Source organism: Catellatospora aurea (assembly GCF_042663325.1).
In the GTDB taxonomy this organism is placed as follows: Bacteria; Actinomycetota; Actinomycetes; order Mycobacteriales; family Micromonosporaceae; genus Catellatospora; species Catellatospora aurea.
On sequence record NZ_JBHTAC010000006.1, the window covers coordinates 139,804 to 162,367 of the forward strand.

The following is a 22,564-nucleotide window of genomic DNA, read 5'->3' on the forward strand; positions in this document are numbered from 1 at the left end:
GATCTGTTAACCCGTCCCGCGCCCGCTCCGGCCGCGGTCCCGATCCCTGGACGGATCAGGCGGCCGGCTGCTGCCGCACCCGGGCCGAGCGGACCGCCCACACGGTGAGGCCGGCCAGGAAGACCAGCAGCGGCAGTGCCACCAGCCAGCGCCGCCAGTCTCGGCTGTCGGCGAGAGCGACCGGCACCGGCGACGGGCTGGGCGAGGCGGCCTGGCTCGACGGCGCCGGGCTGGGCTGCACGCTCGGCGCGGCCTCCTGCGGCACCTTCGCGGCCAGCGCCGCGCTCAGGTTGAGCATGCCCGCCCCGAACCGGCTGTCCGCGCCGGGAGCGCCGGCGTCGGTCGCGGTCGTACGCAGCCGCTGCAGCACCTGCGCGACGGTGGCCTGCGGGTATGCCGACCACACCACCGCCGCCGCGCCCGCCAGCACCGCCGCCGCGCTCGATCCGCCGTCCATCCGGTAGCCGCCGCCGACCCCGGTCGTGATCAGGTCGACGCCGGGCACCGTGATGCCGGTGGTGCGCCCGCTCAGCGGCGCGACGGGCACCTGCCCCGAACGGTCCGCGGGGATCGCGTTGAGCACCCCGGGATACGAGGCCGGCCACGGCGTGAACGGCCGGCCCGCCCGGTCCGCGTCCGCCGCGACGATCAGCACGCCCCGTGCCACGGCCGCCTCGACCGAGGCCTGCAGCTTGCTGCCGGGCACGACGCCTCGCCCGATGCAGATGATCTTCGCGCCACCGAACACGGCCCGGTCGATCGCGGTGGCCAGCGCGTCCGGATCACCGGTCGCGCCGGGCGAGGGCGCGAACGCGATCGGCAGGATCTGCGCGCCGGGGGCCACTCCGAGCACGCCCGCCGTACGCGGGTCGGCCGGGGCCGCGCTCGCGCTCGGCGCTGGCGAGCCGGACGACGTCGGCCGCGGCGCACCGGCCGACACCCCAGGAACATGGCCGTGACCTGCGATGAGTCCGGCGAGCCCGGTGCCCCGACCATCCACATCGGTGTTCGAGACCGGGTCGGGGCCGCCGAGCACCTGGCCGCTCAGGTCGGGGTGGGTTCTGTCCACACCGGAGTCCAGGACCGCGACCAGCACTCCGGCACCGGTGGCCCGCTGGTGCACCGCGGGCAGGTCGAGGTTCGCGAGCTGCCACTGCATGCCACGCACCACGTCCGGCTCGGCCGCGGCCGCGGGCACGCCCAGCAGCAGCACGGCAGCCGAGACAGCAGCCGTGATCAGGGACTTCGGACCAGACATCGCACGTACTCCGGCGGGTATCGAGGCGTTCAGCACGGTCATCGTCAGCCGGCCATGGGCGGGGCCGGCGGATGCACCTCCACGACGATACCGGCCTGCGCCGCGTGCCACGGCGCGAGCACCACGGCACCGGCCACCCCGACACCGATCAGCGCAAGGAGCATCACCAGGAGCAGTTCCCGGACCGATGACTCCACGGCGCGCCTCCCTCGGGATGCGTGTGTCCGCACACACAATGCCCGCTGCGTGCGACATCACGCAGTCGGTTTCCGGACCGGTCTGTCCACCGGTTCGGCTGAGATGCCACCGAAAAGGATGACGGCACGCCCCGGGTCGGACATCCGACTAGTCGGCGTCCTGCGTGGGCAGTGCCGTCAGCAGCGCAGCCAGCCCGGCTTCGTCGAGCAGGTCGGCGGGCCGCACGGTCAGGTTGTCGCGTACGTAGTGGAACGCGGCGCTGACCTTGTCGACCGGCACCCCCGCCAGCGCCGCCCAGGCAAGACGGTAGGCCGCCAGCTGCACCGCGGCCGCGGTCGCCGTCGCGCCGGTCGGCACCCGGCCGGTCTTCCAGTCGACCACCTCATAACCGCCCTCGGGGTCACGGAAGACCGCGTCCATCCGTCCACGCACGACGGTGCCGCCCAGCTCCACCACGAACGGCGTCTCCACCTCGACCGGCACCCGGTCGGCCCAGACGCTCTGCTCGAAACGCTCCTTCAGCACCCCCAGCGCCTCGTCGGGCGCGGCGTCCTCGTCGGCCGCGCCGGGCAGGTCGTCCAGGTCGAGCAGCTGGTCGGCGCCGTAGCGCTGCTCCAGCCAGTGGTGGAAGGCCGTGCCGCGGCGGGCGTACGGGTCCGGGGCGGCCGGCAGCGGCCTGCGCAGTCGCCGGGCCAGCGCGGCCGGGTCCTTGCGCAGTGCCACCAGCTGCGACACCGACAGGTGCGCGGGCAGCACGACGTCCGCCCGGTTCGCCCGGCGGGCCTGCTCCTCGCGTTCGATCAGCAGCAGGTCGGCCTCCTGCCGCCAGCGCCGCGTCACCTCGTCGTGCTCGGCCGTGACCGCCGCGCCGACCGAGCCGGAACCGGCGGCTACCGCCCCGTCGCCGGCTTCGCCGAGCATGGCCAGGACCAGGTCCGCCGCCGCCTGGACGGTGGGCCTGCGCGCCCCCAGCGGATCGCTGGGCCAGGTGGTCGCCACCTCACCGCTGGTGGGATTCGCCGCGTCCGGCTCCGGCTCCGGCGTCCACACGTCGACGTGGCCCTCCCCGGACCGGCACACCTCGACGATCTCCTCCAGCAGCACGGACGGGCCGCGCGGCTTGCGCACCTTGTCACCCCACCAGTAACCGGAGGCGAACAGCCAGCTGCGCGGGCGGGTGACCGCGACGTACGCCAGGCGGCGCTCCTCCCGCGCGTCGTGCTCCTTCCACTGCTGTTCGAAGTCGGCGACGGCGCGGCCCAGCTCCTTCTGGTCCGCGGCGCTCTTCACGGCCAGCGCGGGCAGCCCGTCACGGTCGCCACGCAGCGGGAACGGCAGCACGCCCAGGCCCTTGAGGAAGTGGTCGGTGCCCTTGCTCGGGCCCGGCCAGACGTCCTTGGTCAGCCCCGCCACCGCGACGACGTCCCACTCCAGGCCCTTGGCGGCGTGCGCGGTGAGGATCTGCACCGCGCCCTCGGCCACGTCGATCTCGCCCGGGGCCAGCCCGCGCTCCTCGTCCTCGGCCGCCGACAGGAAGGACAGGAACGCGCCCAGCGGCGCGCCGTCGGTCTCCGCCGCGAACCGGGCCGCGACCTCGCCGAGCGTGTCCAGGTGCGCGCGGGCCAGCCCGGCGTCCCCGGCCCGCACCGCGACCTCCACGTCCAGGCCCGCGGTGCGCTCGATGTCGGCGATCAGGTCGCTCACCGGCTGGTCCAGGCGGGCACGCAAGGCCGCCAGCTCCTTCGCGTACGCCGACAGCCGCGTGTACGCCGCGGGCGAGTACTGGTCCGGCTCGCCGAGATCCTCCAGCGCCTCGGCCAGCGCCGCGTCGTCGAGCCGGTCCGTGACGATCTCGGCGTCGTCGCCGGGCGGGCGGCGCTCCTGCGCCAGCGCCCGGGACCGCCGGTGCAGCGCCACCAGGTCACGCGGCCCGATCCGCCAGCGCGCCCCGGTGAGCAGCCGCAGCAGGCTCGCCCCGTCGGTCGGGTCGTTGAGCACGCGCAGCGTGCACACCACGTCGCGCACCTCGGGCGTGTCCAGCAGGCCGCCCAGGCCGACCACCTCGACGGGCAGGCCACGGGCCCGCAGCGCCGCCTCGATCGGCGCGATCTGCGAGCGCACCCGCACCAGCACCGCCGAGGTGGGTCGCCGGTCCACGGGGATGTGCGCCGGGTTCTGGTCGTCGGCCGTGCCCGCCTCGCTGCGCCACGCGGTGACGATCTGGTCGGCGATCCACTCCGCCTCGTCCAGGTGCGACTCCAGCAGCGCGCACTGCACGATGCCCGGCTCGGGGCTGCCCGAGGTCAGCGAGACCACCCGCGCGCCCCGGTCGCGCAACGGCGCGGAGATCGCATTGGCCACCGACAGGATCTCCGACCGGTTCCGGAAACTGCGCCCGAGCTGCGCTTGCGCGGCCGGCTCGCCGTCGCGGTCGGGGAACTCCCCCGGGAAGCGGTCCAGTGTGCCCGCGCTCGCCCCGCGCCATCCGTAGATGGACTGGCACGGGTCGCCGACCGCGGTCACCGGATGCCCCCGCCCGGACACCCCGCCCTCGACCACCGCCACGTCCCCGGCGAACAGCGCCCGCAGCAACGTGACCTGGGCATGGCTGGTGTCCTGGTACTCGTCGAGCAGCACCACCCGGAACCGGTCGCGCTCGGCCGCGCCGACCTCGGGATGGTCGCGGGCCACCCGCGCCGCGCGCGACATCTGGTCGCCGAAGTCCATCGCCTCCAGCAGTTGCTTGCGGTCGGCGTACTTGCGCACCAGCGGCAGCAGCTGCAGCCGGGCACGCTGGCGGGCCAGCAGGTCGCGCACGTCGGCCATCACCCGGCCCGGCTTCGCGTCGACGCTCGCGTGGAAGCGGCCCGTCCAGGTGGCGAGGCTGTCCGCGGTGACCAGGTGCTCGGCCAGCTCACCGGCGAGCGCCAGCACCGCCGACACCACCGTGCTCGGCGCGGCCTCCACCGCCGACATGTCCCCGGTGTACGAGCGCACCACCTCGTCGGCGAGCTGCCAGCAGGACGCCTCGGTGAGCAGTCGGGTGCTCGGCTCGTACCCGGCGCGCAGCCCGTGCTCGGTGACGATGCGCGCCGCGAACGAGTGGTACGTGGCGATCGACGGCTCGCCGTCGAGCCCCTCGGTGAACCGGGTGCCGACGTGGCGGCGCAACTGGCCGAGGCGCACCCGCACCCGGTGGGCCAGCTCGCCCGCCGCCTTGCGGGTGAAGGTCAGCCCCAGCACGTGCTCCGGGCGTACGTGCTGGTTCGCGACCAGCCACAGCACCCGGGCCGCCATGGTCTCCGTCTTGCCCGAGCCCGCGCCCGCGACGACCAGCAGCGGCGCGACCGGGGCGCTGATCACCGCGGCCTGCTCGGCGGTCGGCGGCTTGAGCCCCAGCGCCGCCGCCAGCTCCTCCGGCGTCCACCGCGGCCCCTCCTCGACGACAGCCTTTTTCACCAGCTCTGTCACGGCTCGACCACCTGACGACCCTTGCCGGAGACCGGGCAGCTGCTCTTCACCGGGCAGACCCGGCACTTGTCGTTGACCTTCGCGACGAAGGTGGAGGCGGCCATGGTGGCCGCGGTGCGGTGCACCATGGCGTGCGCCCACTGCGGGTCGGCGGTCTCGCCGATCGCGTCCTGCACCTGCTCCTTGGCGTCCCGGTGGCCGGTGCCCAGCTGCACCAGCGCCGCCCCGCCCGACTCGTCGCCCTCGGGGAAGCCGCCCGCCTCGACCGCCACCTGGTAAGCCCCCAGCTGCGGGTGCTCGGGCAGCTCCTCGCGGGTCGCGGTGGTGGTCTTGCCGGTCTTGAGGTCGATCACCACGAGCCGGCCCTGGTCGTCGACCTCCAGCCGGTCCACCCGGCCGACCAGGTCGATCGGCGGCTGCGCGTCCAGCCGTACGGTGAACTCGCGCTCGATCGCGACCAGCCGCCGCGGGTTCTCGGCCAGCCAGCGGGTCAGCTTGCCCAGCATCTCCGCCGAGCGGTCCCGCTCCCGTCCGGCCAGCCAGGCCGCGGCCAGCTCGATCGCGTCGAAGCGCGCCGCCACGTAGTCCACCAGCACCGCAGGGTCGCTCATCGCCTCATCGGCCAGCATCGCCGCCGCGTGCACCAGGTTGCCGACGCCCTGCGCGGCCGTCGAGGCCGCCGCGCCGCCGTGCCGTTCCAGCAGCCAGCGCAGCCCGCAGCGCAGCGCGCTCTCCATCGTGGACGGAGTGACCCGCACCGGCTCGTCCGGGCCGTGCAGCGGGCCGTCGTCGGACAGCTCCGGCAGACCCCACCAGTGGTCCGGGTGCGCGCCGGGCACCCCGGCGGCGGCCAGCCGGGCCAGCTCGCGGGCGGCGGCGTGCCGCCGGACCGGGTCGGGACCGGTGACCGCGGAGCGCAGCTCGGCGACGAGCGCGGACAGCGTCAACGCGCGCGGCGGCCGGGCCAGCTGCAGCTCGGCCACCTCGTCCTCGTCCACCTTGACCGGCGGGGCCAGCTCGAACAGGAAACGGCTGGGCCGGTCCTCGCCGTCCGCGCCGCCGACCGCGCCGGAGTCGACCGCGGTCACCACCAGCCGCCGCCGGGCCCGGGTCGCCGCCACGTAGAACAGCCGCCGCTCCTCGGTGAGCAGGGCGGCGGTCTGCGCGACCCGCTGCGCCTTCTCCCCCGGCTGGGCGCGCTGCGCCACCTCGTCCACGAGCTGCTCGGAGCCGAGCAGGCTGCCGCGCAGTCGCAGGTCGGGCCAGACACCCTCCTGCACCCCGGCCACCACCACGACGTCCCACTCCAGGCCCTTGGCCGCGTGCGCGGTGAGCAGGCGCACCGCCTCACCCCGGTCGCCGCTGGCGGCCAGCGAGTCGGCGGGCAGCTGCTGGTCCGCGACGTGTTCGAGGAACGTGTCGATACGCGCGCCCGGCAACCGGTCGGTGAACCGCGCCGCGGCGTCGAACAGCACCATGATCGCGTCCAGGTCGCGGTCCGCGGTCTCGGCACGGCGCTGCTGGTCCAGCCCCATCGCGGGCGCGGTGGCCACGACGGCCCAGCGCTCGGCCAGACCGCTGGCCCGCCAGACCGACCAGAGCACCTCCTCGGCGGTGGCCCTCGGCCGGCCCGCCGTCTCCCGCGCCGTGGCCAGCAGCATCGCGATCCGGGTCGCGGGCGCGGCCCAGCGCCGGTCCAGCGCCGCCAGCTCGGCCGGGTCGCGCAGCGCCTCCACCAGCAGCTCACCGGAGCCGCGGGTGTCACCACCGGCGATCGCGAGCGCCCGCAGCCCCTGGCGCAGCCGCCGCTCGGCCATCGGATCGGCCCCGCCCAGCGGCGAGTGCAGCAGCGCGACCGCCGCCTCCTCGGTGAGCAGCTCCGGCTTCAGCGCGCAGCGCAGCAACGTGAGCAGCGGCTTCACGGCCGGCTGCTGGTGCAGCGGCAGGTCCTCGGCCAGCACCTTGGTCGGCACACCCGCCTGGCGCAGGGCCCGTTCATAGGCCGGGAGCTGCGAATTCGTGGAGCGCATGATGACCGCCATGCGCGAGAACGGCACCCCGTCGACCAGGTGCGCCCGCCGCAGCCGGTGCGCCACGAACGCGGCCTCACTGACCCGGCTGCGCAGCGCGACGACTTCGACGCCGACATCAGGGTCGTCGGCCGGCGCGGCACCGGCGGGGGCGGTCGTCTGCCCCGCCGGGTCGCCTCCGACGGTGCCCGGCGGCCGGGTGCCCGGATCCGCCGCCTGCGCGGATCCGTCACCGGGCAGCGCGATCTGCTCCTGGCGTGGCGCGGGCACGATCGGCAGGTGGCCGGGCAGTCGCCGGGCGATGCGAGCCGTGGCGGTGCGCACCACGGGTGCGGCCCGGTGCGTGGTCGCGAGCACCACCTGGTCGGTACCCGGGAACAGCTCGCCGAAGGTGCGCACGATCCGGGGGTCGGCGCCGCGGAAGGCGTAGGTGGAGGAGTCGGGGTCGGCGAACGCGGTCAGCGGCAGTCCCGTCCCGATCAGCTGGAGCAGCTCGACCTGCGCCGGGTCGGTGTCGGCGAGTTCGTCGACGAAGATGGCGGACAGGCGGGAGCGTTCGGCGGCCAGCAGCTCGGGGTCGCGGCGCAGCATGGCGGTGGCAGCCCGGACCAGCTCCGCGTGATCGTAGCCGGCCGAGCCGCGGGTGGAGGCGTCGCGCAGCGCCATGGTCTGCTCGTACTCGTGCAGGAAACGGGCGGCGGCCTGCCAGTCGTCGCGCCGCTGCCAGAGCGGGTCCTCCGGGCCGATGCCGCGCTCGGCTGCCCGGAGCAGCAGGTCACGCAGCTGCTCGGCGAACGCGCGGGTGCCCAGCGCCGGGAGCAGCCGGTCCGGCCAGGCGGCGTCCTCGCCGGGCAGCAGCTCGCGGATGACGAGGTCTTGTTCGGGGCCGGAGAGCAGGCGCGGGGACGGGTCGCCCTGCAGCGCCGCCGAGCGGCGCAGGAGGCCGAAGGCGTACGCCGGAAAGGTCCTGACCAGCGGTTCGTGCCCGACGCCCTGGGCGATGCGGGCCTCGATGCGCCGCCGCAGCGACTGCGATCCCCGCCGGCCGAACGTCAGCACGAGGATGCGCTGCGGGTCCACGCCCTCGGCCACGCGCCGGGCGACCGCCTCGACCAGGGTCGTCGTCTTGCCGGTGCCCGGTCCACCGCGCACCAGCAGCGGGCCCGACCCGTGCTCGATCACCCGCTGCTGAGCGGCGTCGGCACGCAACGACGGCCGGTCGGGACCACTGCCCCGGACCAGCCGCCAGTCCCGCTGAACGCCGCTGCTCACGCCGAACATTCCAGCATGAGCGGGCGACACCGCGGCAGCAGCCGAGCCGGTTGTGGTGCCGCCTGCATCCCGACGCCGGGCACAGATGTTGCGAAAGCCCTGAAAACGGCCGAGCCGGCCACCCCGGTGCGGGGGTGGCCGGCTCAGCCGTGATCAGGGTGTAGCGGGTCAGGCCGGCTGCAGGATCAGCGTCCACGTGGTGGTCGTGGTGCTGGCCGCGGCACCGGTGGCGGTCAGGCCGCCGTAGGAGCCGGCCGGCAGCGAGGCGCCGGTGTCGGCGAGCAGACCGGTGACCCGGCCGCCGCCCGTCTGGGACGAGTTGCTGCGCACCTCCACGCCGGCCGGGGCCGTGAGCGAGGTGGACGCGGCGTCGCCGTGCACCCAGTACGACACGCCCCAGCTCTGCGCGGCCGTCACGGTCGCGAAGGGCGTGACGCGCGCCGCCGAGCTGGTCGTCTCGGTGCCGTTGGCGAAGACGAGGGGCGACACGGTGTCGACGCCGCGGTAGGCGGCGAGCACGAAGTTGCCCTTCGACTGCTGTCCCAGCGTCACCTGAACATTGGTGCCCGCCATGCCGGCGGTGGCCGTCTTGCGCCACACCGTGGTGGTGGCGTATCCGCCGTCGAGCCGGTCGAGCTGGGTCCACCCGCCGCCGGTCGGCGTGCCGGTGGTGCCGTGCGTGTTCTGGCTCAGGAACAGCAGCAGCTGGTCGCCCGCCTGGACGCCGGACGGCACCGTCACCGTGTGGGTGAGGGCGTTGGCGTTCGAGGTGGCCTGGCCGACGAACGAGATCAGCTCCGCGACGGGCGCGACGGTGACCTGCCGCGTGTCCGTGTCGGTGCTGCCGGAGTCGTCGGTGACGGTCAGCGTGACGTTGTAGGTGCCCGCCGCCGCGTAGGTGTGCGAGGCGGTCCCCACGCTGTCGGTGTCGGCGGAGGTGCCGTCACCGAAGTTCCAGGCGTAGTTCTGGATCGCGCCGCCGGTGTCGGTGGAGCCCGTGCCGTCGAACGAGCAGACCAGGCCCGTGCAGGACGGGTCCAGGTCGGCCGTCGGAGGCGTGTTGCCGCCGCCCGATCCCTTCAGGATCTTGATGTAGTCGATGTCACCGATGAAGTAGTCACAGGTGATCTCGACGCCGTCACACGTGCCCTTGCCGCCGATCGACATCTGCCACGTGTTCGCGATGTTGCCCGTCGCACCGTTGGCCCGGCTGGTGCGCACCCCGTCGACGTACATCTCGACGTAGGCGGAGGTGCGGTTGCAGGTGACGGTATGCCACTGCCCGTCGGCGATCGACGCGGTCGCGTAGCCGGTCCGCGAGGCGCCGTTGCCGCCCCGGAACAGGCAGCGCGGGATGCCGCCTGGCGCTTCGAACTTCCAGTAGCCGCCGGCCGTCGCGCCCTGGCCCTTCTGCATGATGTTGCCGAAGGAGTAGGTGCTGCGGTAGCGGATGGTGAGCGAGAAGTCGCCGGAGTCGGGGTTCAGGTCGCTGTGCGCCGGAACCCGGTTGATGTGGCCAGGCTTGTAGGCCATCTCGCCCGGCAGCACGACCGGGAAGCGATGGCCGGTGGCCCCGCCGTAGACGACACCGGTGGTCAGGTCCGACCCGATGGTGCCGTTGCGGCCGTTGCCGCTGCTGTCCACGAGCACGGTCGAGCCGTTCGGCTCGTCCATGCTCCAGAAGGCGACCGTCTTGGTGGCGACCGCGTGTGCCGGTGCGGCACCCACGGCGACACCGGCGGCCACCAGCACGGTGGCCACGCCCAGTCTGCCGACTGAGCGGAGCAACCGCGTCTTGCTGATCTGCATAGGATGATCCCCCTCATCGTGGCCGGGTTACACCCTCGCACGCAGGCATGGAACGCTCCATAACCCAATGAGCCGATAAGCGGGGTCATCCGGACGCATCCGTATCCGCTCGGAAAGGTGCGACCTCGCTGAACGCACGATCCGGGCTGGACGGCCGACGGTCCCCGATTGAGCGTCGGAAAGCCGTCACGGTGGGCATACGAAAAGGCCGCGGGCGGGATGCGAGCCGCTTTCGCTCGCATCCCGCCCGCGGCGGGTACCGGATTTCCGGTCGGGCGCCCGGTGTCCGTGCACTCGAACGCCCGCCCGTGCCTCATCCGGTCTGGCAGTAACGCGTCGTCACCAGGGGGACGGCGCCGGGGGCACGACGACCGGCGGGCGGTCGTCGCAGGTGATGGTGTTCGGCAGTTCCCAGGAGGCCATCCAGGGGCCGGTGGTGCCGCCGCCGTCGTTGCCGCCCAGGTCGGTCACCACGAACTCGGAACCGGCCGGGGTGAAGTGGAACGAGCCGCAGTTGTTGATGCCGACCGCGCCGACGTTGCGGGCGTCCACGTTCTCGAACGACGCGCCGCCCTCGACCCGGCCGCTGACCACGGAGGTGCCGGTGCCGTCGATCCGCAGGTCCTTGAACTTGACGCCGCGGATCTGGTACAGGTCCTTCACCGACCACTCGCTGACCATCATGATCGCGTTGTAGGTGCTGTCGAGGTAGTGGTCCCCGGTCACCTGGATGTCCGCGTCGATGGTCTTGTCCAGCGCGTAGATCCAGATCGCGCCGAGGCCGATGTTCCAGTTCAGCTCGTACGTGCCGGCCCGGACCACGCTGTTGTTCGTGAACTTCAGGTAGCCGTCGAACGCGGTCGCGCCGAACCGGGACCCGGCGTGCAGGCCGGAGCCCTCCCGGATCGGGTCGGCGACCAGGTTGTTCGACACGGTGTTGTTCGTGCCGCCGTAGATCGCGATGCCGTTGGCCAGCGTCGGGGTCTGCACGGTGTTGTGGTCGTACACGTTGTTCGCGTCGGCGACGCCGTCGGACCACATGGCCAGGCCGTCGTCACCGGTGTTGCGCACGAAGTTGTTCTGCACCAGCGAGTTCGTGACCCCCTTGCGGAAGTTCAGCGCGTCGGCGATCTGGTCCACGATGATGTTGTTCTTGATCTTGATGTTGTCCATCGGACCGTCGAACCACATGCCGACCTTGGTGTGCCGGATGTACAGGCCCTCGATCGTCGAATCGCTCAGCGCGCCGCCGATGCCGTTGACCTGGTCGGTGTCGATGCGCTCGCGCACGTCGCCCTGGATGGTGAAGCCGGACAGGTGCACGTTGCTGCTGCCGCCGTCCTCGGCGTACTTGCCGTAGAAGCCGACGCCGGTGTGCACCGAGCCGTCCTCGGCCGGCTCGGTGAGCGCGACCTCCTTGCCCTTGATGATCGTGTACCAGCTGCCCGCGCCCTCGATCGTCACGTCGTCGACGACGATGTGCCGGTTGACTTGATACACGCCCGCCGGGACGTACACCTTCAGGTTCCACTTCTTGGCGAACGCGATGGCCCGGTCGAACGCGCCGGCCGACTCGCGGCGGCCCGTCGGGTCCGCGCCGAACGCCAGCACGTTGGACGCCACCAGGCGCACGTGCGGCTTGCCGACCAGCTCGGAGTCGAGCAGGTCGATGACGGTCCAGGCCGCGTTGCTGCCGGCCGGCACGGTCAGCCGCACCTTGTCGCCCGCCTTGTACGTCTTGCCGAGCAGCAGGCGCTGCTCGTCGTAGAAGTGCATGGGGCGGAACGGCGTGCTGATGACCGGCTTCGGGTCGGTGAACGCCGGCACGCACGCGCACTCGGTGATCCACCAGTCCTCGTGCAGCAGGCCCGCGTTGGGGTCGTTGCTGAACGGGTACTGGTTGTACAGCCAGGCGAACTCGGAGGTCAGGGTCATGACCTGCTTGTTCTTGCCGTTGACGGTGACGTTCAGCGGGGCTTGGATGCCGCCGCCGTTCGGCGCGTCCGGGATGCTGTAGCGAACGGTGATCGCGTTCGCAGCGGCCGGCAGCGTGAACTCCACGTGCTGGCCGGGGGTCAGCTTGACCGCCTTGCGGCCGGAGGCCTCCGCGGGCAGCGTGTACGCCGCGCGGTCGGGCCCGATGACGGTGCCGTTGGTCGCCGCGTTCTCGGCTTCCTGCTCGAGGAAGTTCACGCTGGCGCCGCGGCCCGCGACGAGAGCCGGGTCGAGCGCGGCGCGCGTGACCACGGGCGCCGCGCCGGTGGTGGCGGCATTGGCCGTGCCGGCGCTGCCGACGAGGCTGAGACCGACGGCGGCGACGGTGGCGGAGGCGACCGCCATCGGGGCCCACCGCCGAGGCCGGCGGGACCCCGCCGCAGCTCCTGTGATGCTCCGTGACATCGAAGACTCGTTTCTGGAGGGAACGGAGGAACGATGGAACGCCTGAGACGCTCGAGGCGGAGCGGACGCCAGGAGGTGTAGGTGACTTTAGATTCCCTGTGTCACCCACCACAAGGTTCTGCGTAATCTTTTCGTAACGCTGGCACGGCAAATACAAGTAGCCATTAGGTTGTTGCGCTCCCAACGCAATTCCTTGCGAAGACAGCAGTCGATCGGAAGCGGCGCGATGGTGCACTTAGGGGCCTACCCCGGCAACCACCGGACAGACAGTGGGCGTGTGTTGACAGGAAGATGGACCGCAACCCAGCGACAGGGAGCTAGGCGTGTACCCCTCGGAACCCTCAGCGCAACCGGAAGCCGATCCACCGGGCCGCCACGCCCTGCCGTCCGATCCGGATGACACCGTGCCGCTGCGCCCCTCCGCTTCCGCACCCGAACCGGCAGCGGGGCAGCAGCCAGCGCCGGGCCCGAAGGAGCCGCCCACCGCGCCGGCCAAGCCTGGCACGCCGCGGCGGCGGCTGCCCCGGCCGCAGCTCGGGCGGCGGTTGCGCGTGCTGGCCGGCGTCGACGAGAAGTTGCTCGACCGGGTGCCGCAGGAACGCGCCTGGTACACCTCGCTCGGCGGCGTGGTGCTGGGCACCGCGACCATCGCCGCCATCTCCATGTACTTCGCGATCACCCAGGCGATGGGCGCGTCGAGCTGGCTCGCCGTGTTCCCGGTGCTGGTCTGGTTCCTGTTCATCCTGAACGTGGACCGCTGGCTGGTCTCCAGCCGGCTCGGCGAGGGCTGGTTCCGCCGGGTGCCGGTGCTGGCCATGCGCGTGCTGATGGCGTTCTTCTTCGGAGTGATCATCGCCGAGCCGCTGGTGCTGCGCATCTTCGAGACCGCCGTCATCCAGCACGTCGCCGACCAGCGCACCGAGGCGCTCGCACAACTCGCCGGGCGGCTCAAGACCTGCAACCCGGTGCCCGGCTCGACCGAACCGGCCGCGCCCGCCGACTGCAAGGCCACCGAGACCTTCAACTTCGACCAGTCCCCGGTGGCGACGCTGCGCGAGCTGGCCACCCGCCGCGCCGACGCGGACGCGCTGGCCAAGACCGTCGACGCTGACTCGGTCCAGCTGCGGGCCATCAACGACATGGCCCGGCGGGAGTGCGTCGGCGACTCCGGGGCCGGCCTGACCGGTCAGCGCGGCGTCGGCCCCAACTGCCGCCGGCTGCGCGCCGAGGCGGACGCGTTCAAACGCACCCGCCAGATCGACGCCAACGGCGTGAAGCTGGTCAACCTGCGTACCCAGATCTCGGAACTGGAATCCGCGGCCCGCACCTCGCACGCCGCGTTCGAGGCCGAGCGGGAAACGAAGATCAAGGAGCGGGTCGCCGAGGAGCGCAGCCACCAGGGCCGGATCGGCCTGCTGGAACGCCTGGGCGCGCTGCACGACCTGGCCGACTCCAGCGGCGTGCTGGCCGTGGGCATCTGGGCGGTGCGCATCTTCTTCATCCTGGTCGACTGCATGCCGATCCTGGTCAAGTTCGTCGGCGGCTCCACGACCTACGACAAGCTGGTCAGCGCCCAGCTCGCGGTCGCCGAGCGCGACCTCAACCACGACATCGAAGCCGAGTACGCCGAGCGCGAGGCGATCCTCCGCAAACGCCGCGCCGAGATCGACCTGGAGATCCTGGAACACAAAGCCGAACTCAACTCGCGCCTGCACCGCGCCGCCGACCGCCTCAGCGAACGCGTCTAACCAAAGGAAGGGCACCTTCACATCGCTATGCGATGTGAAGGTGCCCTTGCTTCGTCAGTCGGCGAGGCCGCCGGAGGAGCGGATGGCCTGCTGTTCGGCGGCGAGGGTCTTGTCGGCGTGCACGATGTGCTCGACGGCCTCGTCGACGTCGTCGGTGCAGATGATGAGGTCCAGGTCCGCTGCGCTGATCTTGCCGTCGGCCAGCATGGTCTCGCGCATCCAGGCCAGCAGGCCGCTCCAGTAGGCCGTGCCCATCATCACCACCGGGAACCGGGTGACCTTCTCCGTCTGCACCAGGGTGAGCGCCTCGAACAGCTCGTCCATGGTGCCCATGCCGCCGGGCAGCACCACGAAGGCCTGGGCGTACTTCACGAACATGGTCTTGCGGACGAAGAAGTAGCGGAAGTCGATGCCGACGTCGACCCACTCGTTCATGCCCTGCTCGAACGGCAGCTCGATGCCCAGCCCGACGGAGAGCCCGCTGGCCTCCGTGCACCCGCGGTTGGCCGCCTCCATCACCCCCGGCCCGCCACCGGTGATCACCGCGTATCCCGCGCGGGCCAGCGCCGCGCCCAGCCGTTGCGCCATCTCGCACTCGGGCGAGTCGGCGGCGCTGCGAGCGCTGCCGAACACGCTCACCGCTGGAGGGAGGTCACTCAACGTGTCGAAGCCTTCGACGAACTCACTCAGAATGCGCAGCGTCCGCCACGAGTCACGAACCTTCCAATCCGGACGCCCGGCTGAGTCCAGCAGGGCCTGGTCGGCGGTGGCCGCGGACACCGCGTCGCGGCGCAGGGTCACCGGGCCGCGGTGCCGCTCGCGTCGATGGTTGCTTTGCGTCATCAGATTCCTTCCGTGGATACTCGGCCTTCAGGCCGGGGGGAAACGGAACGCCTGCGGCGCAGGGCAGGCACAGCCGATCCGGCGTGAAGGCGGACCAGCGCTCATTCGCACGCCAGTTCGAGTCAGGACGTCAATCCTGTTAGGATTCCGGTTGTGTCCAGGGCGGTGAAGCGCGCGTTCAAATACCGCTTCCACCCGACCAACGCGCAGGCAGCTGAGCTGTCGCGCACGTTCGGGTGCGTCCGGCTGGTCTACAACATGGCCCTGCAAGCCCGCGCCGAGGCGTGGGCCGAGCGGCGGGAGCGGATCAACTACAACGCCACCTCCGCCCTGCTCACCGCTTGGAAGAAGACCGCCGACCTCGCATTTCTCAACGAGGTCTCCTGCGTTCCGTTGCAGCAGGCGCTGCGGCACCTGCAGACCGCGTACACCAACTTTTGGGCCAGACGCGCCAAGCACCCGACTTACAAGTCCAAAAGGCGTTCGCGCCGCTCGGCGGAGTACACAGCCAGCGCGTTCCGGTGGCGCAACGGCACGCTGACCCTGGCGAAGATGACCGAACCCCTCCACATCGTGTGGTCGCGGCCGCTGCCCGACGGGGCGTCGCCGTCGACGGTGACCGTGTCGTGCGACGCGGCCGGGCGCTGGTTCGTGTCCCTGCTCTGCGACGATGTCACCACCCAGGACCCGGCCACGGGAATTGTCGGGATCGATGCCGGGCTGGACAGCCTGCTGACCCTGTCCACCGGCGAGAAGATCACCAACCCCCGGCATGAACGTGCCGACCGGCAGCGACTGGCCCGCGCCCAGCGTGACCTGGCCCGCAAGCAGAAAGGCTCGGCCAACCGCGCCAAGGCCCGGGTCAAGGTCGCCCGGATCCATGCCCGGATCGCCGACCGGCGGCGTGACCACCTGCACAAGTTGACGACTCGGCTCGTTCGTGAGACCCAAGCGATCGTGATCGAGGACCTCGCCGTTCGTAACATGGTCAAGAACCACAGGCTGGCCCGCGCGATCAGTGACGCGGCGTGGCGGCAGCTGCGGACCATGCTGGAGTACAAGGCCGCCTGGCACGGCCGGGACCTGATCGTCGTGGACCGCTGGTTCCCCTCGACCAGGCTCTGTTCGGCCTGCGGCGCACTCGCGCAGAAGATGCCGCTGAACGTGCGGGAGTGGATTTGCCCGTGCGGGGCCGTGCACGACCGTGACGTGAACGCGGCACGTAACATCCTGGCCGCCGGACTGGCGGTGACAGCCTGCGGAGACGATGTAAGACCTCAACGAGGAACCTCTCGGACGGGGCAGTCGTCGACGAAACAGGAAGACCCGAGGGCGGCCAAGGGAATCCCGTTCTTCAGGGCGGGGAGGATGTCAAGGCATCACCGTAGTCCGGCTCGCTCGTTTACGTGACGACGTGGCACGCACATCCCCAGCAAATTCCCAGCGGATTACGCAACTTTTCGCCATGCTGTGGCGTCAAGGTTGTCATACAGCGTTGCTTGAATAAGGCCGACGACGAGGGAGGCGATGAATGTGATGACCCGCAGCGAGGTGCTCCGCCAGAAGCAGGCCATGCGCCAGCGCATCCGCGCCACCGTGCACGCCCGCCGCATCGCCATGGTGGTCGACGCCAAGGAATTCGAGCCGGTCGAGGAGACCGCCGCAGCACGCTGAGCAGGCTCAAGCCGCCAGCCAGCGGCGGAGCAGGTCCGCGCCGGTCTCGATCTTGTCGATCTCCACGTGCTCGTCGGGCTTGTGCGCCAGGTTGGGATCGCCCGGCCCGAAGTTGAGCGCCGGGATGCCCAGTGCCGCGAACCGCGCCACGTCCGTCCAGCCCAGCTTCGCCGCGGGCGTCGCCCCGGTCAGCGCCAGGAACTCCGCCGCGGGCGGCGCCGACAGGCCGGGCAGCGCGCCCGGCGCCGAGTCCGTGATCTCGATCTCGTATCCGCCGAACACCTCGCGCAGGTGCGCCTCGGCCTGCTCCTCCGAGCGGTCCGGGGCGAAGCGGAAGTTCACCTCGATCTCGCAGGCGTCAGGGATGACGTTGCCGGCCACCCCGCCCCTGATCGACACCGCGTTCAGGCCTTCCCGGTACCGGCAGCCGTCGATCTCGACCTCGCGGGCCCGGTAGTCCGACAGCCGCCGGAGCACCTCGCCCGCCTTGTGGATCGCGTTGTCGCCCAGCCACGAGCGGGCCGCGTGCGCCCGCACGCCACCGGTGCGCACCCGTGCCCGCATGGTGCCCTGACAGCCCGCCTCGACGATGCCGTACGTCGGCTCCAGCAGCACCGCGAAGTCGGCCTCCAGCAGCTCCGGCCGCAGGTCGCCGACGATCTTCAGGCCGTTGCGGACCGCCTCGACCTCCTCGCACTCGTAGAAGAAGTACGTGACGTCGTAGCGCGGGTCCGGGCAGGTCGCCGCCAGGTGCAGCGCGATGGCCGTGCCGCTTTTCATGTCCGAGGTGCCGCAGCCCCACATGATCTTGCCGTCCACGGTGGACGGGAAGTTGTCCGCGATCGGCACCGTGTCCAGGTGTCCGGCCAGGACCACCCGCTGCTCGCGGCCCAGCTCGGTGCGCGCGATCACGGTGTGCCCGAGGCGCTCCACCCGCAGGTGGGCGCAGCTTTCGAGCGCCTCCTGCACCGCGTCGGCGATCTCCTTCTCGTTGCCCGAGACGGACTCGATGTCGACCAGCGCACGGGTCAGGGCGATGGGATCGGCGAGCACCTGCGGCGTCAGCGGGTTGGGCATACCGGTAGCGTAGACACCGTGAGCAGCACACGTTCCGACCGGCCCGCCTGGGGCTTCGGTCTTGCCACCGTCAGCGGCGACCAGACCCTCGAAGTGTGGTACCCGACCGGCCAGCTCGGCCTCGACATCTGCGGCGTCTCCGCGCTGGACCTCAAGGGCGCCGAGCCCGCCCTGCCCGGCCTGCGGGTCGCGCGAGTGCACACGGTCATCCCCACGCTGGCCGAGCCGCCGCGCGACACCGCCGACGCGTACCTGCGGTTGCACCTGCTCTCGAACCGGCTCATCCGGCCGCACCAGGCCAACCTCGACGGCATCTTCGGGCTGCTGCCGAACAACGCCTGGACCTCGGCCGGCGTGTGCCCGCCGGACCGGGTCGACGAGCTGCGCCTGATCGAGCGCGCCGCCGGCCGCCACCTCGCCGTGTACGGCGTGGACAAGTTCCCGCGGATGACCGACTACGTCGTGCCGGCGGGCGTGCGCATCGCCGACGCCGACCGGGTGCGGCTGGGCGCGCACCTGTCCTCGGGCACCACGGTCATGCAGAAGGGCTTCGTCAACTTCAACGCCGGCACGCTGGGCACCTCCATGGTCGAGGGCAGCATCTCCGCCGGTGTCGTCGTCGGCGGGGGCTCCGACATCGGCGCGGGCGCGTCCATCATGGGCACCCTGTCCGGCGGCGGCAAGGAGACCATCAGCGTCGGGCAGCGCAGCCTCGTCGGCGCGAACGCCGGCATCGGCATCTCGCTCGGCGACGACTGCGTGGTCGAGGCCGGCTGCTACGTCACCGCGGGCACCAAGGTCACGCTCACGGCCACCGGCGAGGTCGTCAAGGCGGCCACCCTGTCCGGCGCGTCCAACGTGCTGTTCCTGCGCAACTCGGTGACCGGCGCGGTCGAGGCCCGGCCGCGCACCGGCACCGGCATCGTGCTCAACGCCGCCCTGCACGCCAACGACTGACCTCACCACGGAGGCGCCTGGTGGACCCGCGACGGATAGCCGGGCTGCTCGACGCGCCCGGCTGCCGTCGCCGGCAGGTCCTGGACGCCGCGCAGGTCGACCTCGGTCTGCTGGCCGAGGCCATCGGCGCACCGCCGGGCGGGCAGAGCCCGTACGCCCGGGAGCGGGACGGGACGTTCACGCACCTGGCCACGGCCCGGCTGCCCGAACTGGTCGGGCGGCATCTCGGCATCGACTGCGCGGCCGCCGTCGAGACGTCGGAGCTGCCGGTCGGCGCGGGCCTGTGGGTGTGGCGCTCGCCGAAGCTGCGCCTCGGCGGGCTGCCGGTCACCCCGGAGCAGATCGTGCTGGCCGGTGACGGCAAGCTGCTGCACCCGGTGGAGATCAGGTCGTACGCCTGCCTGGACGGTCACGCCGACCCGGCCAAGGTCGCCGGCACCGCCCGCGAGCTGGCAGTCGTCGTGGCGGCGCTCCGGCAGGCCGCGCCGGTGCCGGAGCGCGTCAGCAGCCGCTGCCTGCTGGTGCTGCCGCGCAACTTCGGCCTCGCCCCGGTCGGCACCCTGCTCGACGTCGCGCCCCAGGTGCGGCGGCTGAGCTGGTCGCTGGCCCAGCTCGACGCCGTCGACCTGCCGTCCGCGCTGCGGCTGCCCCAGCTCGCCGGAGACACCCTGGTCAACGCCTTGACCGAAGTCGAGGCGCGGTTCGGCGACGGCTGCCCGAGCTGTCCGATGTACACCCACTGCCGCCAGGACGCGGAACGCTCCGGCACGGTCGCCCGTGCGGGCGGTGCGGCGGCGAACCTGTGCGGGCCGGTCAGCACGGCCGTGCACGCGCTGGCCCTGGCCCACGGCGAGCGGACCCCGTCCGGCGAGGCGGAGCAGGCGATCTCGGACGAGCTGGCCCGCGCTGCCGCCGCGTACGGCTGGGCGGTCGGCGGATCCGCTGCCGCCGGTAGACGGGATGCCTCATGAGCCTCGACGTGTACCAGCGGCTGCTGGCGCTGTCGCAGGGCCGGGCGGTGCCCGCGGCGTCCCGCGCGCACCGGCACCTGTCCCCGCGGCCCTGGCTGCTGACCGGATACCACCTGGCCGGTGAGCCGTCCGCCCCGGTCGCCATCCGCTACGGCTCCTTCCGCGACTCCCCCAAGCTGCTCACCGTCGCCGAGCCGCGCGACCGCGCGCTGCGCTTCGCCGCGCTCGGCGGGCTCGCCCGCGACCTGGCCACCTACCTGAGCCGCTACACCGTCACCGAGCCGGTCGTCAGGGCCACCGGCAACGGCCGCGAGCTGGACGTGGACCAGTGCTGCGTGGACGCCCCGCAGCTGGTGGTGCCCAACGAGGCCACCGCCCACTGGGTCGGCCTGCTCGGGCAGTACCTGCGCACCCTCGACGACCCGGTGCTCGCCGCCGCCGGGGCGCACCTGGGCTGGATCGCCTCGCGCCGCCACCTGCCCGGGTCGAGCGTGCTGCTGACCGCGACCGACCTGCTCACCACGCACTGGCGCACCGGCCAGCTGCCCACCGAGGACGGCCACCTGGGCCGTCTGCTGGCCTGGATCGAGCCACCCGCCGGGTCCGACGCCTGGCAGGCCGCCCGCGACGCCGAGGCGATGCCGCCGGCCGGGCCCGCCAGCGACCCGTCCTGGGACCAGGTCGTGCTGCGCCCCGCCCTGGAGCGGGCCAAGGAGCAGGGCGACGTGCGCCGGCTCAAGCTGGCCGCCGCCGAGGTGCTCGACGGGGCCTGGCGGGACACCTGGGCGGCGATCGACCTGGTGCGGATGCTGCCGCCGGGCGAGCACGTGGCCAAGCGCTGGGAGTCGGACCGCTGGTCGTGGACCCGGCACCGGGAGCGGGTGCTCGCGGGCACGGTGTCGTTCAGCGCGCGGCTGTCCGACGTGCCGGCGTACCGCTTCCTGCACGAGCTGGAGACCCGCACGGCCGCCCTGGAGCGGCAGATGGCCCTGGACGATCCGCTGGTGATGGCCCGTTACCTGGCCACCGGCGAGGCCGTCGCCGGGGTCGTCATCAAACGCGACCCCGAGCACACGGTCGTCAACTCCGGCGGCCGGTCGGTGCTGCGGCCGCTGCTGTGGGTGCGCACTCCGGCCGCGTTCGACCGGCCCGCGGGCACGGAGCTGTGGTGGGGCAAGGTCGGCATGGTGGTGCGCGGCTCCACCGACGACACCGTCGAGCTGATGGTGACCAGCGGCGCGGTGACCCGGCCCAAGCTGGGCCTGCTGCCCGACGCCGACGCCGAGGTGGTGCTCGCCCCGTTCGGGCCGTTGCAGCACTTCCCCGACAACCTGCCCGACGAGCTGCCCTGGCCGGCCCGCTCGTCGCGCCCGCGGGCCGCGCCCGAGCCGGAGATCGACGACGACGTGGACACCGACCTCGCGACCGCCCCGGAGACCGACCCGCGAGGTGCGCGGTGAGCAGCGCCGGAGCGCGGCACGAGGCCGCGATCGAGGAGGTCTGGAACCGGGTGCGCGGCGGCGACCGGGCGGTCGTCGTCGACTCCCCGCCCGGCGCGGGCAAGTCCACGCTGGTCCGTGAACTCGCGAAACGCCTGGTGGCGGTCGGCGAGCACGTGCCGATCGTGGTGCAGACCAACGACCAGGCCGACGACCTGGTGATCGCGCTCGCCGGAGCCGGGCTGTCCACGGGGCGCCTGCACGGCCAGGAGTGGACGCCGCCCGCGGGCTGGCCCCGGCAAAAGGTACGCACCGGCACCAAGCTCGGCGAACTGGGCGGCTGCGACGTCATCGTGGGCACGGCCGCGAAGTGGGCGTACGTCAAGGCCGACGAGCGCACCTGGCCGCTGGGCGTCATCGACGAGGCGTACCAGATGTCGGCGGCGGCGCTGGTCCGCGTCGGGCACCTGTTCGACCGGTTGCTGCTGGTCGGCGACCCGGGACAGCTCGCCCCGTTCACGGTCGCCGACGAGCACTCGGTCCGCTCGCTGGCCACCTGGCCGCTGGACACCGCGGCCGGCACGCTGCTGCGCCACCACCCGGACACGCCCGTCATCCCGCTGCCGGTGAGCTGGCGGCTCGCCCCGCACACCGCACCGGTCATCTCCGACGCGTTCTACACCCGCGCGTTCACCGCCGGAGCCGCCCCGACCGACCGGCGGCTGGAACTGGCCAGCCTGGCCCACCCGGCGCTGGCGCACGCCGCCGAGCACGGCTGGGCGCTGCTGGAACTGCCCGCCGCGCACGTGCCGCGGACCGACCCGGCCCTGGTCGCGACGCTGGCCGACCTGGTGCACCAGCTCGTCACCGCCGAGGTGTCCACCGTGGACCCGTCGGGGCCCCGCCCACTGAGCCGGGCCGACGTCGCCGTCGGCGTGGTGCACCGGGACCAGAAGGCGCACGTCGAAGCCGCGCTGCAGCGCCGGGGCGTCACCGGGGTCACCGTCGACACCGCCAACCGGCTGCAGGGCAGACAGTACGAGGTGGTGCTGGCCTGGCATCCGCTCAGCGGGCGGCGTGACGCCAGCGCGTTCCACCTGGAGGCGGGACGGCTGTGCGTGCTCGCGTCCCGGCACCGGCAGGCGTGTGTCGTGGTCAGCCGGGCGGGCGTCGAGGAGCAGCTGCACGCGTACCCCGCAGCGGAGCCGGTCTGGCTCGGCACGGATCCGCCGCAGGTCGACGGCTGGGAGGCCAACCGGGCTTTCCTGGAACGGCTGAACCCGCACCGCATCACCACCCGCTGACCGGGCAGCCCCGGTGGCGGCCGGCCGCTACAGTCCTGCGCACCTGACGGGCTGGTCGCGCTGGTCTTCCACGGCCCGCAGGAGCAGATTTACTGGGCGGTCCAGGTGCCGGT

General features: G+C 72.6%; 15 protein-coding genes. 7 read left to right on the plus strand and 8 right to left on the minus strand.

What is annotated here, in order from left to right; translation table 11 throughout:
* Positions 1 to 55: 55 nt before the first annotated feature.
* The 6 genes from ACFQO7_RS08345 to ACFQO7_RS08370 form a co-directional block, all read right to left on the minus strand.
* Positions 56 to 1,258 carry a S8 family serine peptidase gene (locus ACFQO7_RS08345; protein ID WP_376805866.1) on the minus strand — a complete coding sequence of 401 codons (1,203 nt, stop codon included), beginning with the start codon at positions 1,256 to 1,258 and terminating at the stop codon, positions 56 to 58.
* Between the two features lie 44 nt (positions 1,259 to 1,302).
* A complete protein-coding gene (locus ACFQO7_RS08350; RefSeq protein ID WP_360521433.1) occupies positions 1,303 to 1,455 on the minus strand; it encodes a hypothetical protein in 153 nt (50 codons plus the stop codon).
* Between the two features lie 148 nt (positions 1,456 to 1,603).
* Positions 1,604 to 4,927: an ATP-dependent helicase gene (locus tag ACFQO7_RS08355; protein ID WP_376805867.1), complete on the minus strand. Its 3,324-nt coding sequence runs from the start codon at positions 4,925 to 4,927 to the stop codon at positions 1,604 to 1,606.
* Positions 4,924 to 8,238, minus strand: coding sequence for an ATP-dependent helicase (locus tag ACFQO7_RS08360; RefSeq protein ID WP_376805868.1), 3,315 nt, complete (start codon positions 8,236 to 8,238; stop codon positions 4,924 to 4,926). Before ACFQO7_RS08360 ends, ACFQO7_RS08355 begins: the two co-directional genes overlap by 4 nt.
* A 159-nt stretch (positions 8,239 to 8,397) precedes the next feature.
* A complete protein-coding gene (locus ACFQO7_RS08365) occupies positions 8,398 to 10,038 on the minus strand; it encodes a PKD domain-containing protein (RefSeq protein ID WP_376805869.1) in 1,641 nt (546 codons plus the stop codon).
* Between the two features lie 339 nt (positions 10,039 to 10,377).
* Positions 10,378 to 12,378, minus strand: coding sequence for a glycosyl hydrolase family 28-related protein (locus ACFQO7_RS08370; RefSeq protein ID WP_376805870.1), 2,001 nt, complete (start codon positions 12,376 to 12,378; stop codon positions 10,378 to 10,380).
* A 383-nt stretch (positions 12,379 to 12,761) separates the two neighbouring features.
* On the opposite strand from ACFQO7_RS08370, the gene ACFQO7_RS08375 reads away from it, so the two are divergent.
* Positions 12,762 to 14,186 carry a DUF4407 domain-containing protein gene (locus tag ACFQO7_RS08375; protein WP_376805871.1) on the plus strand — a complete coding sequence of 475 codons (1,425 nt, stop codon included), beginning with the start codon at positions 12,762 to 12,764 and terminating at the stop codon, positions 14,184 to 14,186.
* A gap of 54 nt (positions 14,187 to 14,240) precedes the next feature.
* Here ACFQO7_RS08375 and ACFQO7_RS08380 read toward each other — a convergent pair whose 3' ends face one another.
* Positions 14,241 to 15,029 (minus strand): LOG family protein, encoded by a 789-nt coding sequence (locus tag ACFQO7_RS08380; protein WP_376805872.1) that lies wholly within the window; start codon positions 15,027 to 15,029, stop codon positions 14,241 to 14,243.
* A gap of 153 nt (positions 15,030 to 15,182) precedes the next feature.
* On the opposite strand from ACFQO7_RS08380, the gene ACFQO7_RS08385 reads away from it, so the two are divergent.
* On the plus strand, positions 15,183 to 16,439 hold the full coding sequence (locus tag ACFQO7_RS08385; RefSeq protein WP_376805873.1) for an RNA-guided endonuclease InsQ/TnpB family protein: 1,257 nt from the start codon (positions 15,183 to 15,185) through the stop codon (positions 16,437 to 16,439).
* A gap of 117 nt (positions 16,440 to 16,556) precedes the next feature.
* Positions 16,557 to 16,703, plus strand: coding sequence for a hypothetical protein (locus ACFQO7_RS08390; RefSeq protein WP_376805874.1), 147 nt, complete (start codon positions 16,557 to 16,559; stop codon positions 16,701 to 16,703).
* Between the two features lie 6 nt (positions 16,704 to 16,709).
* Here ACFQO7_RS08390 and dapE read toward each other — a convergent pair whose 3' ends face one another.
* The gene (gene dapE / locus ACFQO7_RS08395) at positions 16,710 to 17,780 is read right to left on the minus strand and encodes a succinyl-diaminopimelate desuccinylase (RefSeq protein WP_376805875.1); all 1,071 of its coding nucleotides are present in this window, start codon (positions 17,778 to 17,780) and stop codon (positions 16,710 to 16,712) included.
* Positions 17,781 to 17,798: 18 nt separating this feature from the next.
* Between dapE and ACFQO7_RS08400 the strand changes: the two genes are divergently transcribed.
* The 4 genes from ACFQO7_RS08400 to ACFQO7_RS08415 are packed head-to-tail and all read left to right on the plus strand — an operon-like array spanning position 17,799 to position 22,451.
* A complete protein-coding gene (locus tag ACFQO7_RS08400) occupies positions 17,799 to 18,737 on the plus strand; it encodes a DapH/DapD/GlmU-related protein (protein ID WP_376805876.1) in 939 nt (312 codons plus the stop codon).
* 20 nt (positions 18,738 to 18,757) lie between these two features.
* Positions 18,758 to 19,708 (plus strand): hypothetical protein, encoded by a 951-nt coding sequence (locus ACFQO7_RS08405; RefSeq protein ID WP_376805877.1) that lies wholly within the window; start codon positions 18,758 to 18,760, stop codon positions 19,706 to 19,708.
* Positions 19,705 to 21,168 (plus strand): hypothetical protein, encoded by a 1,464-nt coding sequence (locus tag ACFQO7_RS08410; protein ID WP_376805878.1) that lies wholly within the window; start codon positions 19,705 to 19,707, stop codon positions 21,166 to 21,168. The genes ACFQO7_RS08405 and ACFQO7_RS08410 overlap by 4 nt, the downstream gene beginning before the upstream one ends.
* Positions 21,165 to 22,451 carry an AAA family ATPase gene (locus tag ACFQO7_RS08415; protein WP_376805879.1) on the plus strand — a complete coding sequence of 429 codons (1,287 nt, stop codon included), beginning with the start codon at positions 21,165 to 21,167 and terminating at the stop codon, positions 22,449 to 22,451. Before ACFQO7_RS08410 ends, ACFQO7_RS08415 begins: the two co-directional genes overlap by 4 nt.
* Positions 22,452 to 22,564: the final 113 nt, after the last annotated feature.

Coding starts and splice junctions, on each gene's coding strand:
- ACFQO7_RS08345 (WP_376805866.1), bottom strand. CDS start 1,258: ATGTCTGGTCCGAAGTCCCTGATCACGGCTGCTGTCTCGGCTGCCGTG.
- ACFQO7_RS08360 (WP_376805868.1), bottom strand. CDS start 8,238: ATGTTCGGCGTGAGCAGCGGCGTTCAGCGGGACTGGCGGCTGGTCCGG.
- ACFQO7_RS08365 (WP_376805869.1), bottom strand. CDS start 10,038: ATGCAGATCAGCAAGACGCGGTTGCTCCGCTCAGTCGGCAGACTGGGC.
- ACFQO7_RS08370 (WP_376805870.1), bottom strand. CDS start 12,378: ATGGCGGTCGCCTCCGCCACCGTCGCCGCCGTCGGTCTCAGCCTCGTC.
- ACFQO7_RS08380 (WP_376805872.1), bottom strand. CDS start 15,029: ATGACGCAAAGCAACCATCGACGCGAGCGGCACCGCGGCCCGGTGACC.
- ACFQO7_RS08390 (WP_376805874.1), top strand. CDS start 16,557: ATGAATGTGATGACCCGCAGCGAGGTGCTCCGCCAGAAGCAGGCCATG.
- dapE (WP_376805875.1), bottom strand. CDS start 17,780: ATGCCCAACCCGCTGACGCCGCAGGTGCTCGCCGATCCCATCGCCCTG.
- ACFQO7_RS08410 (WP_376805878.1), top strand. CDS start 19,705: ATGAGCCTCGACGTGTACCAGCGGCTGCTGGCGCTGTCGCAGGGCCGG.